Here is an 18506-nt window from a genome sequence, read left to right on the forward strand (position 1 = left end):
CAGTTGGCGCACCCTTTCGTAGCACTTGGCATCGTCCAGCAGGCGAGTGAGATTGCGGTTGAGCATGGCAACAGCTCGTTTCTTCTACGATGGCATCCTACCAATGGGCTCTGGTCAACGCCACCTCCCTGGAGCACCGATTGAGCCTTTGTTTTTTGCGACAAATGGCCACAATTCGTCCCCACTGACTGCCTCCGTTTGCACCGCTTGAACCTGAGCGTTATGAACCAATTGAGCTGCGGCACGAACAAGGCTCACAGCGGTGTTGTAGGCAAGTATACTCGTGCGGCTAATGCCTCTGAGACTGCGCCCCTCACTATGAGCCTGTAAGACCTGCCGAATCTGCTCTTCACTCACATGGCGATGATAATACATCGTGTCAAAGCGTTCATTGAAGGTCTGCTGACACTGAGGGCAAAAATACCGTTGGCTACCGTTCGGAGCTTTGCCATGTTTATGGGTGCTCGGACAACCGCAGAGCCGACATTCCATAGATATGCTTGGGAGTAGGTGTTGCTCTAATTTTAATCGTCCCACCAAAACCTGACGCACTACCCTCTGGTCTACTGATGGAACCTATACTGATCCTGAAGAAAACTAGTATGCAAAAGTATCGGGAACGGTTGGTTAGCCATCTCAACAAAGCAGCCCAGTCTCTCGGCTTTGAGTAGTCCCTCAGTCGCACATGCCTTCTGAGAGTGTTTCTCAGAAGGCATGTGCATCTATGCAATATGATTACTGCTGAATCGGAATCTCCACTCGGAACTCGCTCCCTTTACCAAGTTCAGATTCACAGTATAGGTTGCCTCCATGTTTCTCGACCACAATCTGGTGGCTAATCGATAATCCTAAGCCAGTTCCTTTGCCAACAGGCTTTGTCGTGAAGAATGGATCAAACAGCCGCTGACGGAGAGATTCTGGAATACCAGAACCGTTGTCCGCAATGCGAACCACCAAACAACCGTTACTAGCCAACTCGGTTCGAATCCAGATACAAGGTTCATCTTGTTGACCTGCGATGTTGAGATGACGCGTCCGTTGCACAGCCTGCTGAATTTTGAGCTCTAATTCTTTATTTGAAGGATGGTGTCCTCTATTAAATTTCGGACATTCTTCGAGAGCGTCGATCGCGTTATTAATAATATTCATAAATACCTGATTTAGCTGCCCAGCATAACACTCCACATTGGGCAAATCGCCATACTCTTTGATCACCTGAATATTTGCCTGATCTAACTTACCTTTCAGGCGACTCTGTAGAATTAGCAAAGTACTCTCAATGCCTTCATGGATATCAACTGGTTTTACTTCTGCTTCATCAAGCCGCGAGAAATTGCGTAAGGAAAGAACAATTTGACGAATCCGATCTGCTCCCACCTTCATTGAAGCAATGATTCTTGGGAGATCATCTTGTAAAAACTCAATATCGATCTGTTTCAGGTGCTCTTGAAATTCATCGGGTAATCTTAGAAAATATTTCTGACAAAACTCTGCTAATTTCAACAAGTCTTGAATATATTCGGAGGCTGGGCTCAGATTACCATAAATAAAATTTACAGGGTTATTGATTTCATGAGCAATACCCGCAACAAGCTGTCCTAGAGAAGACATTTTTTCACTGTGCACAAGTTGAACCTGGGCTTTTTCAAGATCCTGCAAAGTTCTAGTGAGCTTCAAAGTTCGTTCCTCAACTTGCTGCTCCAATTCTTGATTGAAAGTTTGTAACAAATTTTCAACTGTTTTACGATATTCGACTTCCTTTTTTAAGATCACATTCTGGGCTTCTAAAGTTTTAGCCAGATTGTATAATTTTAAGTGAATGCTCACTCTTGCCAGTACTTCTTCACGCTGGAACGGTTTAGTGATATAGTCTACAGCTCCAAGCGATAAGCCGGCAACCTTATTTTCAGCATCAGAGAGAGCAGTTAAAAAAATGACAGGTATATCAAAGATTTCAGGATCTGACTTTAGACGACGGCAGGTTTCAAACCCGTCGATACCAGGCATCATAATGTCCAGTAAGATGAGTGCAGGGGGATGGTATTTCACCTGCTCCAATGCTGTTTCTCCATCCAGGGCAACCGAAATTTGAAAACCAGAATCTGTCAAGGTCTCAGCCAGAACTTCTAAGTTGGTTGGATTGTCATCTACAATTAAAATTGATTGACATTCTTGAGCTGCACTCATGATTTAATCTTCCTGCATCCAATTAATCAAGTTATAAATATTCCTCTACATAAGCTCTTATTTGCTTCAGCTTAAAGCCCTTTGCTAAAGTACGAGCCTGTTGGACAAAAGGTGTAAATTTGTTATTAAGTTTTTCAATCCTCTCAAGCTCCAAGAGGAGATCATTCACCAAGCCCTTTCGACTTAACTCATGGAGCAAGGTAAGATCTTCAAAGTTTGGCGGTACGATTTGCACTGTGTTACTTCCAACTTGCAGTTCGTTTTCGCTTTTTCTCTCCTGTGCCTTCTCTTCGTAAGCCCACTCTAGCTGCAAAAGCTTTGCTAACGCCTCTAATAAATGATTGGCTTGCACGGGTTTTGGTATAAATTCATTTGATCCGGCATTCAAAGCTTTGTACTTATCTGAATCAAAGGCGCTGGCAGAAGAAGCAATAACTGGAACATCACAAAGAATGGGTGATTGGCGCAGCTGCTTCATCAGCTCATAACCATCCATCACTGGCATTGCAATATCAGAAATGATTAAGTCCGGTTTGAGTTGCAATGCTTTATCTAACCCATCTTGTCCGTGTTCAGCTTCCAGAACTTCAAAGCCAATTGGCTCTAGCAAATTGACAATAACTGATCGATTTTCCCAGCGATCGTCCACAATCAGCACTTTTCGTTTTTGCCCAGAGTATCCAATAATGTTACCCTTCTGCACGGCTTTGGAGGCTTTGGCCCAGTCCTCTGCTTCCGGTAAGTCAACATCAAACCAGAAAGTGCTTCCTTTCTCTGCCTCACTCTGCAACTTCAGCGTGCTACCCATCATTTGAACAATTTTCTGGGTAATTGCCAGTCCCAATCCAGTTCCTTCCGATTGTTTTTTGATGCTTCCAGCTTGCTCAAAGGGTAAAAAGATTTTTGCAATATCCTCACTGGCTATCCCTATACCTGTATCTTTAACCTGAAAACAAATTTGATAGATAGCCTGATCGCAAGTCTGGTTCCCATTCGCCCGCTGAGATTTCACTGCAAGTATGACTTGACCTTTGTCAGTGAATTTAATTGCATTACCCAGTAGATTAATCAATACTTGTCGTAGCCGCTTTTCGTCAGCTTGAACTGCGATCGGCAAATCAGCACTAGACTGATAAATAAAGTCGATACCTTTCTGTTCTGCCTTAATGCGACAGATTTCCACGACCCCTTGAAGAAAAGCTGATAAATGAAATTCAGCAGGATACAATTCCATTTTTTGAGCTTCAATTTTGGAAAGATCCAAGATATCGTTAATGAGCGTCAAAAGATGTGAAGCACACTGGTGAATGATGCTGACACCTTTTTGCTCTTTCTCTGCCAAACTTGTTGAACGCTGAAGGATTTGAGCGTATCCCAAAATCCCATTCAACGGCGTGCGGAGTTCATGACTCATATTGGCCAAAAAATCGCTTTTGGCATGATTTGCGCTATCTGCCAGTTCTTTAGCGTTACGAAGTTCAGCAGTACGCTGCTCTACTCGTTGTTCTAAATCTTGATTAAGGTTCTCTGCTCGGTCGCGGGCTTCTTCAACGGCCAATACTTGGGGGAGCGTCGTCCAACAGGCGATCGCCACGCCAATAAAGACGACAATAATCAGGAGCACCAAAATTAGATTATTTGCCTGTTGCACCGAGCCATGGGCAAGTAAGGAGCGGAAACCCCATCCCCCTAGCACCGCACCACAAATCAGTGCAATCAGAGTCACAACCTGGAACATCAGTAAGTCTTTGACATCAAAGGCAGACGGTGACTGATAGCGTCGAAGCCACCACTTGGCGCGAAACGGCGCAAACCGGATACGCTGAATGGCGGCATTGATAAGTAGAATGCCGATCGGCGACAACAAGCCAATCCAAAAGTCATTCCGACCCCAAGCCCACCCACCCACCAACAGCACAACGAACTCGATCAGGAAAATGATCAACGATAGCCATGGTGCAAATACTGGTGCTTTACCACGCTGCATCCAAACGGCTAGGTGCAGCAGCATGAAGGAAACAAACCAAGCTACATTGCCAACAACCACGATGTGGGCAATATCTCCCCAAAGGAGATAAAAGAGTGACAGCCCAAATACCAGCGATAAGGTAGGTCCAAAGACCCCCCGACCAGAAACCACTGTAAAGACGGGTGCCAGATGATGGTCTAACGCCAATTGATACAAAATTCGAGGACTATTGGAAACCGCAGTTGCCATCGTCAAAAGGCAAGATGAAGCTAAGACAAACGTAATAATGAGGGATGCGGATTGCCCCCAAAAGGGTTGTGCTGAAGCCATTAAATTGGCAAATGTATTATCCTTCAGCTCCGGTGCTGTAGCTAGCCGCATCACGACCCAAGAGCCACCAATAAAGATCAGCGCTCCCGTCCAGGCAGCAACATCTAGAAATTTCAAGGTTTTAACAGGGCGGCGACTATCCGCAACAAACGATGAGGCGGTTTCACTGCTATACGTCACAAACGTGGCGAAAAAACTCCACTTCGCCCAATCGGCAAAGCTAAAGGTACCCCAGTCGGCTGGGAAAAAGCCAGGACTGGCTGGAGACAGAGCTAGCCAACCTAGCCCTTGCAGGCTGAACGTCACCAGAATACCGATCGACGGTACGATGAAGAAAAGCAATAATATACTGAGCGCGCGTGTTCCACTGCAAGCCACGATAAACGGCAGCAGCATAAACCCAATGCGCATAACCATCCTGGGACAACTAATCCCAAATCCTTCCAAATTGTCTCCCACCAAATCGGTGAGAATAATGGCATTGAGAGAGATGGCAGAAACCCAATTCAGTAAGTAGCCAATTGCCGCATAGCGGGCAAGAAAAGGATAGCGACCCAACAACCGAGAGAGATAATTGGGCGTTCCCCCAGCCACATCCATTGCTGCCAAGCCAAGACGCTTCACCTGATAGTTGATTAGCACCCCTACCAAAGTGACGGGAATCCAGACAAAAATTGCTTGAGCTGACAAAGCTGCATTAATAGCTGGAGCAACTCCAGTCCATCCAGGTGGTCCTGCCAACCCAAAACCCCAGGTTTCAAGTGGGTTAAGACTACGCGGAAGACGGGACAACGTTGAGGGAACTGAAGGGGTACTATTCATATGGGGAATATGAGCGCACAAGGCATCTCACGAAAAAATTGTGTCTCTAAGACATATAGTTCCCAAAAGAGGAATTTGATACGCACAGAAGCATACTTTGTTAGGCCATTAATTGAAGCTCAGAGGTCTTTAGCGACCCGTTTGTTGCCATTGCTACGCAATAATGGGAAGAGAACCAGTTTCTCAATAGAAGCTACGCTGGATTTAGTATTGGTGACATGTGTGGTAAGAAGCCACAGCACCTGAAGTACGAGAGATAGGCTTGCAAAACCTGAACATTAATTGGGGGACAGACAATGTTCGAGCCTGCAAGTCCCATTTGGGTGTAACGATCGTCGAATGCTTGGGAGACCATGGTAGAAGTTTCGATCGTCGTCAGCGCCCTTTCAACAGGCTTGGACATAAACATAGAAGCAACAGGCGTCAGGGCATTATCGGTTGACTCAGCAAGTTGGGCTTGCCATTGGATATACGGCAGACGTTTCAATGGACTGTTCAAGGTTTCCATCGCTGCTACCAGATGATTGAGCGATAGCACATGCGGGCTAACCAAGTGAAAGGTTTTGCCCCAGGCGCTTGGTTGCTGTGACAAATGACCGATTGCGCGCACTACATAATCTACAGGCGCTAGCACCATCTCTAGATCCAACTCGGGGGCACTGCCCAACTGGATGAATCCCTTGATCATCCGGCAAATCAGATTATCGAGTTGAAAGGCGCCAGTTTGACTGTGCCCAACAACCATGCCAATACGATAAACGCAAACAGGCAAGCCGCGGTCACGTGCAGCCATAACCAATTTTTCCGCCACCCATTTACTCTGGGCATACCCTTCTGTGTAGCCTTCACAGTTGAGCGGAGTGTCAGTTTCTAACCGTAGAGGTGTTGCTCTATAGTCGGCAGAGTGGAACACATCGATAGTAGACATATAGTGAACAGGGATGGTTTTCGCCTGTGTTGCTAGCCGAAGGACGGTCTCGGTGCCCAGAACATTAGCGTTACGTAGCGCAGAATAGGGATAAACTAGGTTCACCAGAGCACCGCTATGATAAATCACATCCAGGCGAGCGGCTAATTCGCAGAATTCCAATTCAGACAAACCTAACAGGGGTTGCGTCAGATCCCCAATAACCGGAATAATTCTTACCCCAAAAGCATCCTGCCAGAGTTCGTAGCGCTCTAAACAATTCCGCAGTCGATTACTTGCAGCTTCCGGATTCTCAGCTCTGACGAGGCAGTAAATTTTCGCCTCAGGATAGCGATACAACAACTCTGGGAGTAAAAAAGCGCCAATAAAACCTGTTGCCCCCGTAAGGAAAATATGTTGTGGGGTTGTGGCAATGGGCCTGAGTGGGCGAATTGCAGAATCTAAAACTGCATCTGCTTGCAATTTGGTCGGTGTAGTTTTAAGCAAAGCAGTATCACCGGAGACTTGAACACTTTGAATTAAAGTGGCTAATCCAGCAATAGTGGGTGCTTTGAAGAGACATTCCAGCGATAGTTCAATAGAAAGGGTGGCATTGATGCGAGCCAGCAATAGGGTCGCACCCAAAGAGTTCCCACCAGATTCAAAAAAGTCGTGGTCGATGCCGACTTCAACCCCTAAAATCTCTGTCCAAATTGCTGCTAGCTGTTTTTCAATAGCAGTTTCTGGCAGTACAAAAACTGTTTGATCGTACAAGGTTGGGGTTGGGAGTGCTCGTCGATCTACCTTACCATTAGGAGTTAAGGGCAAGGCTGGCATGAAAACAACCAGCGCTGGCACCATATAGTCTGGTAACTGATTTTTTAGCCATGTCCGCAATTGTGCCGATCGCAAAGAGGTTCCTTCTGGATGCAGCACGACATAAGCGACAAGCCGTCGATCGTCCACCACATCTTCTCGTACCGTCACCACGCCTTCTTGCACTGCAGGGTGTTGAGAGAGTACAGTTTCGATGTCACCTAGTTCAATGCGGTAGCCACGAATTTTTACCTGGTGGTCAATCCTTCCAATGATTTCAATATTGCCATCAGGCAAGTACCGCGCCAAATCCCCAGTCTTATAGAGGCGGGCTCCGGAGTCGGCACTAAATGGATCTGGGATAAACTTTTCAGCCGTTAGATCAGGTCGGTTTAAATAGCCTTGCGCAACTCCTTGCCCACCCAGATAGATCTCACCGCTTTCTCCAGCCGTTACCAACTGTATCGAATCACCCTGACGACGATTTTGGGGATTGACTAGATAAATTTGAGTATTGGCAATTGGATGCCCTAGAGGAATAGTTCGATCGCCTGGTTGCACTTTAGCGACCATTGACCAAACCGTTGTTTCTGTAGGACCATACATGTGCCAAAGTGAAGCACATCGCGTCAAAAGCTGATTGGCGAGTGATCTGGTGAGAGTCTCGCCACCGCATAACACTTTAAGATAAGGGTTCCCTTGCCAGCCTGACGCTAACACAAGTTGCCAAGTTGCAGGGGTTGCCTGTACAAAAGTTACCGTTGGATCGGACAAAACTTTTGCCAATTTCACTGCATTCGCTGCTGTACAACGCTCGATCAACCGGATTCGTGCGCCTGTAATTAGAGGTAGATAAAGATCGGGTACAGAAAGGTCAAAGGAAATCGTAGTGATTGCCAGGAGAGTATCATCTGCCGTCATTCCTGGTTCTCGCTGCATGGACTCTAGCAAATTGACAAGAGAGCCGTGAGTAATTTGTACGCCCTTAGGCTTACCTGTAGAGCCAGAGGTATAAATCACATAAGCAAGGTGAGACAACTGACTCTGGCGGGGAGGATTCTCAGCTGGCTGCTGTGCAATTGTCTCCCAATCATGATCCAGGCATACTGTTTGAGCCGCGCAAGTAGGCAGAATCTTCAGCCAGTGCTGTTGCGTTAGCAAAACAGCCATTTGCGTATCTGACATGATAAAGGCCAATCGCTCAGTGGGATAGCTAGGATCTAGTGGGATATATCCACCACCAGCTTTGAGCACTCCTAATAAAGCCACAAACATATCGAGCGATCGCTCAACACATATCCCAACAAGCATCCCTGGTTTGATCCCTAAAGCTATCAAATAATTTGCTAAATGATTTGCTCTTTGGTTAAGTTGCTGATAAGTGATTTGTTCACCTCGAAAAATAATCGCAGTAGCGTCAGGAGAACGCATAACTTGAGCTTCCACTAATTGAGGAATGCACGCGCCTTCAAATTTGTTAAACATATAAACTCTATTGCACTATTGCAGGAAGAAATGGATAAGAATTGAGATTGACAGTCGCTAAAGCTGATTCCCAAATCTGCCAACAGGGAAGTTTCATGCAAACCGAAAAATTTGCTCAATTCTCATTGCACTCCATGAAGCAGAAACACAGCAATTCTGAATTACTGCTTTTCACTAAACAGGCTGCTAAGTCTACAATTCCAAAGTATTCAGAAGAAATTTCAAAAATATTTTCATTTCACACATATTTAATAAAAATTGAGACTATATGAAGACGAGAGAAATATAGAGATAAAGACCAGTTACATATAGAATTCAGCAAAAAAAGATAGATATTGCACTCAATTTGAGTGCAATGCATGCATCTACGAAATCAGCAACCGGAGGGGAAAAGGTTTGGCAATACCATAACCCTGAGCATAGTCCACCCCAATAGCTTTTAGCATGGCCAAAATCTCTTCATCTTCAACAAATTCAGCCGTAGTTTGAATATTCATGACATGTCCAATTGAGTTAATTGCTTTTACAATTTCATAGGAGATGACATTTGTCGTAATTTCTTTGACGAAGTTCCCATCAATCTTGATATAATCCACAGGCAAGTTTCTAAGATAGCCAAATGAGGACATCCCACTCCCAAAGTCGTCTAGAGCAAATCGACAACCGATCGCTCTCAGTTGTGCAATGAATTTAGCTGCCTTATTTAAATTTGAAATAGCGACCGTTTCAGTGATCTCAAAGCATATTGACTCAGGTGGAACCAAATGAAGGAAAAATTGTTCTTGAACAAACTCTAGAAACTGATCATCATTGAAGCTAGAGCCAGACAGATTAATGGAATAGCAATGGTTTCGATAACTCTTACAAGTAGGCTCGTATGCGGATTCCTCAGCTTTTGCATACCTTGACGCTAGAATTTTGAAGAGATTATGAATAACCCATCGATCAACCAAATGCATCAAGCCGTATCGCTCTGCCGCTGGCAAAAAATCCTTAGGTGGAATAATTTGTCCTTGCCCGTCTTGCAACCGAATTAAAATTTCATAGCAGCGTTGATCGGTGGAGTCATCTACATCAGAAACTGGAACGATTGGTTGACAGTAAAGAAGAAATTGATCTTCCTCTAATGCCTTCATTACAAGAAGAAGCCCCTGAGTGTCTCCACGTTGGGCTGTCACATCCTGATCATCTGCCTGGTAGACTTGCACGCGATCGCGACCTTTAGCTTTTGCGACAGTGCAAGCTGAATCAGCTTCAATGAGCACATTAGAAATACTTTGACTATCAGACTGCAAAAGGGTAATTCCAGTACTGAAGGTAAAACTGAACGTATGACTTTGCCAGGAAAATCGAAACTGTCGTACCTCTTTATACAAATCTTGAACCACATTGAGGGCCTGATCTAAATTGCAATGCTGAAGAATCAAGCCAAATTCATCACCTCCTAATCGGGCCAGAATATCGGTTCTGCGAATTCGCTGCTGTAAAACAGTGCTAAACTTTCGCAAATACTCATCTCCTGCCAAATGCCCACAAACCTCATTAATGATCTTGAATCGATCCAAGTCTAAATGACATAAGATATGAGTTTGGGCTAAATTTCTGGAGTCGTGCAGTGCTTGCTTCAGATAACTTTCAAAAGAAGAACGATTAACTAGACCAGTTAAAGGATCATGATTTATTTGATGAGGCTGCTGGTGATTTGGTCTATACAAAGCGCTTATATCTCGGAAGACCAAGGCCGTGCCAACGATTTGATTACCGTCATAAACTGATGACAAGGAGTATTGTATAGAGATTGAACTATTATCAGGTCTAATCAGGAAAACATCATCCAAAAAATAAGGGTTCTGACCTTTGCAGGGATTTTTTTCGATTGGGATATCTAAGTTCGATAAAGTGACTTTGCCGACAATTTTAAATATATAAGAAAGAGGAAAATATTTAGTATCGTGAAAGCTCCAACCTGTTATTTTCTCAGCCAGTGCATTCAAAAATAAAATTTCTCCTGATGCATCAGTGACAATAATGGCAGTATCAAGCATCTGCAGAATGGTTTGAGGTAAGAGTTGAAGCGGATTCGCTTCTTTTTCAATTTCCTTGTTTTTATTAAACTTTTCTATAGCCTCTCCAGCTTCTAACTCACAGCTTGTCTGGTTACGCATCAAAATTCTATCTTCCCTCTGCCAAGCCATCTTAAATTCCTCCTTCTCCTAATCTTTTTCAGCTCTTCCAACAGAATGCAAGTCGCTACTAAGCCAATCTTTAAATTTAAACATTAAGGATTCCAAACAAAATACGATTAAATGAAAGCTTGGCAATAAACTTAATGCCAGATGAACTAGACAGCTGAAAATTCATGATAAAAAGTATTTCGACCTCTGCGCTTTGCCTCATATAATGCTTTGTCGGCAGCAGCAATCAAAGAGCTTTCCGAAGCTTCTTTTGTAGGGATCATGCTGCTAATTCCTAAACTTAAAGTGATATGGGTAGACACTTGAGATTGAGCATGACTAATATACAATTTCTCAATATCCGTTTGAATTATTTCCGCTACGTGAGATGCTCCATCAAAATTTGTGTTTGGTAAAATGACAACAAACTCTTCTCCCCCGTAGCGTGCAACGAAATCACCAGGTCTTTTGAGGCTTTGCTCAAGGGCTTTTGCGACTTGCTTCAGGCAGGTATCTCCAGCTTGGTGTCCATAGAAGTCGTTGTATCGCTTGAAGTAGTCTATATCGCACAGAATTAAAGAAAGTGGACCAGGTTCACGCGTTAGTCTCTTCCATTCCAGATCTAGTTGTTCGTCAAAGCGACGACGATTGGCAACCTGGGTCAGGCCATCGAGATTAGCGAGACACTCTAACTGTTGGTTAGCAATCTGTAAAGCAATCGCCTGCTCCTGAACTTTACGAGTTAGAAGACGTAGTCTCAAATGAACTTGAACCCGTGCCAAAACTTCTTCTTTTTGAAATGGCTTAACAATATAATCTACGGCCCCTAGTGACAAGCCTTCAACAATGTTCTCTGTGCTATTATTTGCTGTAATGAAAATTACCGGAATATCACTTACCGAAGGATTTAATTTTAATCTTTTACAAGTCTCAAACCCATCAATTCCCGGCATTTGAATATCTAATAATATAAGATCTGGTGTTTCCTCTATTGCCTGCTCAAGGGCACTTTCACCATCCATAGAAACTCGAACCTTGAGTCCAATATCCTTCAAGGTCTGAGACAAAACTAATAAGTTAGTTGGATTGTCGTCAACGATAAGAATGATCGATTCCTTACAATCTTCTAACATAGTTGAAATAGATAATGATTAGGTAGGATAGTAAATCAGAAGAACTTTATTTCTAGTAAAGAATTGTAGGAGTATGGTCTTTTAATCGCCAAGCGCATATTTTTTAATAAAAAATCGAAGTTCATTCAGTTGAAAGCCCTCTGTCAATCGGAGAAGCTCTTGAGAAAATGGGACATATTTAGAATCTAAAAGCTGTAATTTTCTTACTTCGTCCTGAAGCGCATCAAGGTCTCCTTTTTTAGCCAACTTCATTAAATCAAGAGCAAGATCCTGCGGAGGAGGAACAATACAATCTGATGCTAGAGATGTCAATTCTGGAGCATTGGCATGAACTGGCTCACTGATCTTGCTAGCATCTTCGTATTCCCATTCCAACTGAAGGCAAGACTTTAGCATTTTCATCAGTCCGTCAACGACAATCGGCTTTGACAAAAATTCATTTGCCCCTGAAGCTAAACTTTCATATTGATCTGCCTCGAATACACTGGCAGAAGAAGCAATCACTACTGTTTCTTTTAATTCAGGAAGCTGTCGTACTTTGCGAATCATTTCAAAACCATTCAGGATCGGCATTACCAGATCAACGATGATGAGCTCTGGCCGCAACTCTATCGCTTTCTCTAACCCTTCCTTGCCATTCGAAGCTTCAATAACTTCAAACCCGATCGGCTGCAATAAATTGGTAATTACAGAACGGTTTTCCCATCGGTCATCTACCACTAAAACTCTTTGTTTCTTACCAGAAAAACCGATGATTCTTCTCTGCTGGTTTTGTCTTGCTACCTGCTTCCATTCAGAGGAGAGAGGAAGCTCTAAATCAAACCAAAAAGTACTTCCCTTACCGAGCTGACTGACAACTTGAATTTGGCTGCCCATAAGGGAAAGAAGTCTTTGACTGATTGCTAGTCCCAATCCGGTACCTTCGGCTTGATAGCGAGAGTCCCCAACCTGCTCGAAGGGCATAAATATTCTTTCAATCTGTTCTGGAGTAATTCCTATTCCTGTATCTTCAATTTGGAAGCGAATTTTTACTGCTTTAATCTTAGAGTTAGCGTTAAGAGCTACTGTTTTTTCGTCTCGCTCTGGTTGAAGGGTTTCGTCTATTTCAGCCTTAGTTTCTACCTTAAATGTCACTCCTCCCTTCTCAGTAAACTTGACAGCATTACTGAGAAGATTCAGTAGTATCTGCCGAAGACGTTTCTCGTCTGCTCTGACTCCGCTAGGTAGATTTATGTCTAATTTATGAATAAACGAAACTTTTTTTGGTTCCGCACGAAGGCTGCAAATTTCAGAAATATTTTCTAAAAAAGAGGGAAAATTAAAATCTGTTATAAAAAGATCCATTCTACGAGCCTCTACCTTAGAGAGATCGAGAATGTCATTAATCAACATTAAGAGATGTGAGGAACATTGGTGAATCACATCGATTCCTTTTTGGACTTTATCCGGAAGTTCTCGACTAGACTTAAGAATTTGTGTATAGCCTAAAATACCATTAAGGGGTGTACGAATTTCATGACTCATATTGGCCAAAAACTCACTTTTTGCCCCATTAGCTTTATCCGCAGCTTCTTTTGCGATCTTCAGTTCTAAGGTGCGTTCTTCTACTCGATTTTCTAATTCTTCTTTCTGCTGGATCAGTTTGGCTTGGGCATTTTGAAGCTCTTGTAATGTTTTAGAGAGCGTACAGGTTCTTTCCTCAATGAGCTGCTCTAGCGCTTGGTTCAACATCAGTAACGATGCTTCTGCCTGCTCGCGCTTTGCGATTTCATTTTGGAGAATATTATTTTGAGCTTCTAGGGTTGTAGCAAAACTGCGTAGTTTTAGGTGGATCTGAACGCGAGCTAATAATTCTTCTTGTTGAAAGGGTTTAGTAATATAGTCTACTGCTCCCAAGGAAAGACCCTTGACCTTATTTTCTATGTCGGACAGGGCAGTCATAAAAATGACAGGGGTGTCAGATACTAAAGAATTTTGCTTTAAACGTCTGCACGTCTCAAATCCATCGATACCCGGCATCATAACATCTAACAGGATTAGCTCTGGTTGATGAAATTCAACTTGTTCAAGAGCACTTTCACCGTCGATCGCAACTGCAACTTGAAATCCATTTTTGCTCAGGATCTCTGAAAGTACATCTAAGTTGGTTGGATTATCATCCACAATTAAAACGGTCTGGTGGTTCATATTTAAGAGTTAATGCTGTAATGAAATTGCTACTTAATTGTTTCCATAAATAATTTTGAATTAGTTCAAAGACAAGTACGCCGCCCGCTCAAAGCCCTTTCTAGCATCAGCTCTATGAGAGGATGTCTGAGAAGGGCTATCCTCAATGGAGCAAGAAGGGGCTTAGTGCTTATAATTTAACGAGGAAAGCGGAACTCTAACCCTTGGCATTGGATTCTCAGGCATCATCCCTGCAGAGCAAGAACATCTTTCAATTTCTCTTCTGCTCAGATAAGAACTTTTATTCGCCGCAAATACATCCAGCAGTTATGAGCCAGCGTGGCTCATTGAAGATTTGAACTGATGCAGCTTTGTTTTTCTCTAATCCTAGAGTCTCTCTAATTCCGCCCTAAAGGCTACCGTGAAAATACAGTCTCAGCCTTTTCATAGAACTTTGTCAAATTGCTTGGAAACCGAGCACGTGCCTATTTTGGAAACTTTTGACCAAGTCTAAACTTACTAAAATCAGCATAATGACTGAGAGAATACCTGCGAAGTTGGAGGCTGTGCTCTTAGAATCGAAACGTTACTCTTACAGTGCCAAAGCAAGCGCTGAATCACAATCGTGCCGATCGCCAGTGGATAGAGATAGCTGTCAATAATCGCCATGATTTGACGCATACGCGCTTGCAGCAAAAGTTCAGAAGGGCTGAACCTGCGATTGGCTACAACTGCATCAAGGTATTCAACAATGGCGTTTGTTTCATAGAGAAATGTGCCATCAACTTCAAGCGTCGGCACTTTACCAAACGGGTTCTTAGCCAGATAGTCGGCTGACTGGCTTTCGCCATTGAAAATACTGACGTTCTTAAGGGTGTAGTCTGCACCTGCACCCTCCAGCAGCAACCGTACAGTACGAACGTAAGTGCTAATAGGAGTGCCATAAACTGTGAGTGTTGCCATTTTATGTAGACTCAACGCGTGTAGGTTCTCGCCAAACAAATCAACCGTCACCAGAGTACTCTGTCAGCACTGCGATCGCCTCAACCAAACATGAGAGTAAGATGAGATTTCGCTAAGATACACCCAAGACAAATGGTTCAGTTAGGCATAGCGCCCTACCTTCTGCCTGCTGCCCTCTACCTGCTGCCCTCTGCCCTCAATCACCCATGCAAGTAAGATAGGGGTTGTCTTTGGAATTTATTGACATATCTTGTTAAAGGTCATAAAGTCATTGCTGACATTTTCAGGAAATGCCATGATCGGATAGCGACTTGGATATATCCGGGTTAGTAGTTTTGACCAGAACCCGGAACGACAACTAATTACAGCGCCATCGCGCTAGCGGACTGAATCTGGTGGTCGCCGCCATTATTTTATGGCATACGGTTTATCTAGAACGGGCGGTCTATGCGATGCAGGAACAGGGAAAGAGCTTGGATGCAGTACTTCTCAAGCATGTCGCACCGATTCACTGGAATCACATTAGTTTGATGGGAGATTACCTTTGGAAGCAAAGCAAGCTTGTCGAAAAGGGCGAGTTTAGACCCTTGTTGGCATTTTCCAAGCTTTAGCGTACTTTATTTCCCTTTTGTCAAATGCCCCCCTCATGGCAGCTTCGCTAGATCTAGGGGTTGAGCCGAGATGCCACATTGAAGAACTACGCTAAGTCCAGCACTCGTTTGCCGTAGCGAATCTTGCGCTTGTACTGGTTCGCCTGTTGCTGATGTGCCAAAATCTGCCAGCCATACAACACTGGACGAACCACCTGTTGCTGCCAGGGAGACTCCCGTAACCAGTGTTCGTAACCAACTGCGATCGGTCCCGCCAACAGATTGCGCCACAAGAGCGCCACCTGATCCGCAGTATGCTCATGAGCGCGCTGGAAACCGTTCTCCACCATCGCCTGATACAGTTTCGGATTGGCTTTAAGTTGTTTCAGCGCGGCGATCGCCTCTTTTGGCGTGCGCACTTCAAAATAATCCAGTTCCGAACGACGTATTGCCTGATAAGCAGGCTCAGGACCTAAAATCGCAGGACAGCCAGCAAACCAAGCATTCACTAATTTGAGCGCAGGTTTGAGAGCAATGTCATACAACGTATTATTACGTACAGCAATCATCGCGTCTGCCTGGGTGTAGTCTGCCCAATCTAAAAAGGCAGTCTGTGCATTTTCCGTACTCATCACCAAGCGCACTCCCACTGTGTCCAGCGCGGCTAAAAATTCTAGAGACCGAAAGGGTTCCGCCAAATTATAGGAGTGCCCCTTAAACACTAGATTTTCAAGCCTTGCACCACGGGAAACCTGACGCGGCTTCAAACTAGGCTGAGGACGATGCGGTAAATAGTGATGATGCTTGGACTGCACCTGCAAATGATTCATCACCGTCTGCTGATTGCACAGGACTGGCGAAGGGGTGTCATATTGGCACGCCAACACATAACTCTTAAACAGCCAATCTTTGGGAGTAAGGTAGTAGTAGGGAATGACACAAATTTTCCCTGGAACTGCGTGAGGCACTAAATGCACATCCAAACCGCGCGTCTTTAAATCCAAAAACACCTGAGCCGACCAAATATCATGTCCGGTTGTACACAATTCATAGAGTGAATCATCGGCAACAAAATCTGGATTAGCAATCAACGCGTGCCACTTCGGATCTCCCGTTACAAAATAAACGGGGTAGGGTAGTGACTCCAATCGTTGCGATCGCTGAGAAAAGTAGGGATTTTGAGTCGGCGACAATTCCAAGTCGTCTGAATCAGACATGATGCTGTCAAATCATCTAAAAGGGACAAGATAAAGACGGATTCCTAAGAGAATGTTTTAAAGGGGTCGGCTTGAGCGTCAGAAGCCACCTGTACGGATGACCGCGATGCTCAAAAGCCCGATTCTCTCGTTACCGTTTCTCGGTGGTCAAGGTGGTTCAAGCTACCCTGGAAGACTTTTAAAACACCCTCTAAGCATACCTGTGTTTTATAGGATGTCAAAACTGCATTCACCAAACTATTAAAGACCTTTGCTTCGCCTGTAAAACTTCTGATTAAACTCTCGTAGAGCCAACAAAAAGCGTATTGCTCCAACTACTTACCTACCACGAAAATGACTGCATTGTAGCAACAAGCAGATAGGTTCTAAAGGGGAAATGCTGAGACTTTATCTGGGCTTCAAAAACGTCTGCTGAAAACCAACTAATTTTTCCTAGTGCAGACTAGCTGAAATAACTGAGTAGCTTAATCCACTTCAGGAAAGCCCTTGGACTTCCAGTTAAAGGGTTTGGCAAGGGTGCGATTGAAGTAAGCAATAAAATCGAGCCTCTGTTGTCGCAAGTCATGGGTCGAGGTGAAATTGCCCCGTTTGATGAGACGACGCACCAAGATACTGAACCAGCACTCAATCTGATGGAGCCAGGAAGAATGTTTCGGCACGTAAACAAAGCGGATACGGTGGCTCGGATCACTCAAGAATGCTGCTCGTGTGGGCATGGAATGGAGCATGCCGGACTGCTCCTTTTCCCCTCACTCAAGTTGCAGGTCACACAAGCGATCAACCAGACGTACCAACGTCGCTGACTTGTGAGTATTGAGTTGGTCGAGAATCACAATCCAACCCGCTTGAGGGTCGCTGGCAATCGTCTGAGCGATGTGAGCGGCGAAGTCGGCTTCCGTGCGAGTGGCCGCAATGGAGGGGGTGAGTACCGTGCCCGTTGCTACTCGCCAGTTCGCAATCAAGCTTTGCGTGCCGTGGCGGATGTACTCATACTCTTGGCGTTCGACTTGTCCCATCTGCACGGTTTCGGTTGGATAATACCAATTCCTTAAAGACCAGCTACAGATAGTGCGTCCAGAATGGAGCGCCAGCCTACAATGGAGGCAATCACCGCTTGGGTCATCGCTTCTAACCTGACGCGCATCAACAACCGCAACTCATCGAGATCCTTGGGCAGTTGCCACCGCAGTCCCAACTTGCAAGGCTGCCAGACGCGCTCGATGGGATTGGTTTCGGGAGCGTGTGCTGGTTGAAACAGCAAGATGATGTTGTTCGGCAGCTTTAACCGTTTGGCTTTGTGAGCACCCGCTTGATCCAGTTGGATGATGAGCATACAGTCTTTGTACGGCTCACTCACCAAGTCCAGAAACACCTGGAAACACTCGCTATTGAGGTGTGTGAACTCGTAGAAGCAAGGGTCTCCCGTAGCCGGTTCCACGATGCCATACAGGTCGGTGGCCTTAAACTGCCACTGCACTTTGCCTTTGGGCTTCACACCCTTGGCGGTGATCTTGCGTCCACTGATCGTCTTCAGTCCAAGCCGGGTCTCATCCTCACAGCAGTAACGCACTGGCCCTGGAAGTCCCAGCACGGTGACGGCATGCCAAGCTAGCAGCGGGAGGTTCTCAGCGAGTTTTTTTAGAGGCCTCGACACGAGCCTCGGTGTTAGCCACACTGACCGGACGTGCCACTTTCGGTGAGGCTTTAAGTCGGTAAGGCACCAACTGATGCACCGTTTTGTCGGGAG

Annotated in this window: 9 protein-coding genes and 3 pseudogenes; 1 reads left to right on the forward strand and 11 read right to left on the reverse strand. The window is 44.8% G+C overall.

What is annotated here, in order from left to right:
• Positions 1-147: 147 nt before the first annotated feature.
• The 8 genes and pseudogenes from C7B82_RS33995 to C7B82_RS27090 form a co-directional block, all read right to left on the reverse strand.
• Positions 148-492, reverse strand: a pseudogene (locus tag C7B82_RS33995) (IS1/IS1595 family N-terminal zinc-binding domain-containing protein); the annotation flags it as partial.
• 243 nt (positions 493-735) lie between these two features.
• The gene (locus C7B82_RS27060; protein WP_106259971.1) at positions 736-2187 is read right to left on the reverse strand and encodes a hybrid sensor histidine kinase/response regulator; all 1452 of its coding nucleotides are present in this window, start codon (positions 2185-2187) and stop codon (positions 736-738) included.
• A 31-nt stretch (positions 2188-2218) separates the two neighbouring features.
• Positions 2219-5278, reverse strand: a complete 3060-nt coding sequence (locus tag C7B82_RS27065; protein ID WP_219904722.1) for an ATP-binding protein — start codon at positions 5276-5278, stop codon at positions 2219-2221.
• A gap of 223 nt (positions 5279-5501) precedes the next feature.
• Positions 5502-8516 carry a non-ribosomal peptide synthetase family protein gene (locus C7B82_RS27070; RefSeq protein ID WP_106259974.1) on the reverse strand — a complete coding sequence of 1005 codons (3015 nt, stop codon included), beginning with the start codon at positions 8514-8516 and terminating at the stop codon, positions 5502-5504.
• Between the two features lie 365 nt (positions 8517-8881).
• Positions 8882-10711, reverse strand: a complete 1830-nt coding sequence (locus tag C7B82_RS27075; protein ID WP_106259976.1) for an EAL domain-containing protein — start codon at positions 10709-10711, stop codon at positions 8882-8884.
• Positions 10712-10857: 146 nt separating this feature from the next.
• Positions 10858-11823 (reverse strand): response regulator, encoded by a 966-nt coding sequence (locus C7B82_RS27080; RefSeq protein WP_106259977.1) that lies wholly within the window; start codon positions 11821-11823, stop codon positions 10858-10860.
• 81 nt (positions 11824-11904) lie between these two features.
• Entirely contained in the window at positions 11905-14010 is a 2106-nt protein-coding gene (locus C7B82_RS27085) for a response regulator (protein WP_106259979.1), read from the reverse strand.
• 504 nt (positions 14011-14514) lie between these two features.
• Positions 14515-14952, reverse strand: a complete 438-nt coding sequence (locus C7B82_RS27090) for a glutathione S-transferase family protein (RefSeq protein WP_106259980.1) — start codon at positions 14950-14952, stop codon at positions 14515-14517.
• Between the two features lie 365 nt (positions 14953-15317).
• Here C7B82_RS27090 and C7B82_RS27095 point away from each other — a divergent pair.
• Positions 15318-15563, forward strand: a pseudogene (locus tag C7B82_RS27095) (Tn3 family transposase); the annotation flags it as partial.
• An 86-nt stretch (positions 15564-15649) separates the two neighbouring features.
• Here C7B82_RS27095 and C7B82_RS27100 read toward each other — a convergent pair.
• The 3 genes and pseudogenes from C7B82_RS27100 to C7B82_RS27115 form a co-directional block, all read right to left on the reverse strand.
• Positions 15650-16759: a glycosyltransferase gene (locus C7B82_RS27100; RefSeq protein WP_106259983.1), complete on the reverse strand. Its 1110-nt coding sequence runs from the start codon at positions 16757-16759 to the stop codon at positions 15650-15652.
• A gap of 464 nt (positions 16760-17223) precedes the next feature.
• Positions 17224-17775, reverse strand: a pseudogene (locus C7B82_RS35315) (transposase).
• Between the two features lie 32 nt (positions 17776-17807).
• Entirely contained in the window at positions 17808-18350 is a 543-nt protein-coding gene (locus C7B82_RS27115; protein ID WP_181357714.1) for an IS630 family transposase, read from the reverse strand.
• Positions 18351-18506: the final 156 nt, after the last annotated feature.

The sequence above is a fragment of the Stenomitos frigidus ULC18 genome (assembly GCF_003003795.1).
GTDB lineage: Bacteria > Cyanobacteriota > Cyanobacteriia > Leptolyngbyales > Leptolyngbyaceae > Stenomitos > Stenomitos frigidus_A.

Bases quoted from the DNA above. Each gene is read 5' to 3' on its own strand.
- C7B82_RS27060 (WP_106259971.1), bottom strand. From the start codon at position 2,187: ATGAGTGCAGCTCAAGAATGTCAATCAATTTTAATTGTAGATGACAAT.
- C7B82_RS27070 (WP_106259974.1), bottom strand. From the start codon at position 8,516: ATGTTTAACAAATTTGAAGGCGCGTGCATTCCTCAATTAGTGGAAGCT.
- C7B82_RS27075 (WP_106259976.1), bottom strand. From the start codon at position 10,711: ATGGCTTGGCAGAGGGAAGATAGAATTTTGATGCGTAACCAGACAAGC.
- C7B82_RS27080 (WP_106259977.1), bottom strand. From the start codon at position 11,823: ATGTTAGAAGATTGTAAGGAATCGATCATTCTTATCGTTGACGACAAT.
- C7B82_RS27085 (WP_106259979.1), bottom strand. From the start codon at position 14,010: ATGAACCACCAGACCGTTTTAATTGTGGATGATAATCCAACCAACTTA.
- C7B82_RS27090 (WP_106259980.1), bottom strand. From the start codon at position 14,952: ATGGCAACACTCACAGTTTATGGCACTCCTATTAGCACTTACGTTCGT.
- C7B82_RS27100 (WP_106259983.1), bottom strand. From the start codon at position 16,759: ATGTCTGATTCAGACGACTTGGAATTGTCGCCGACTCAAAATCCCTAC.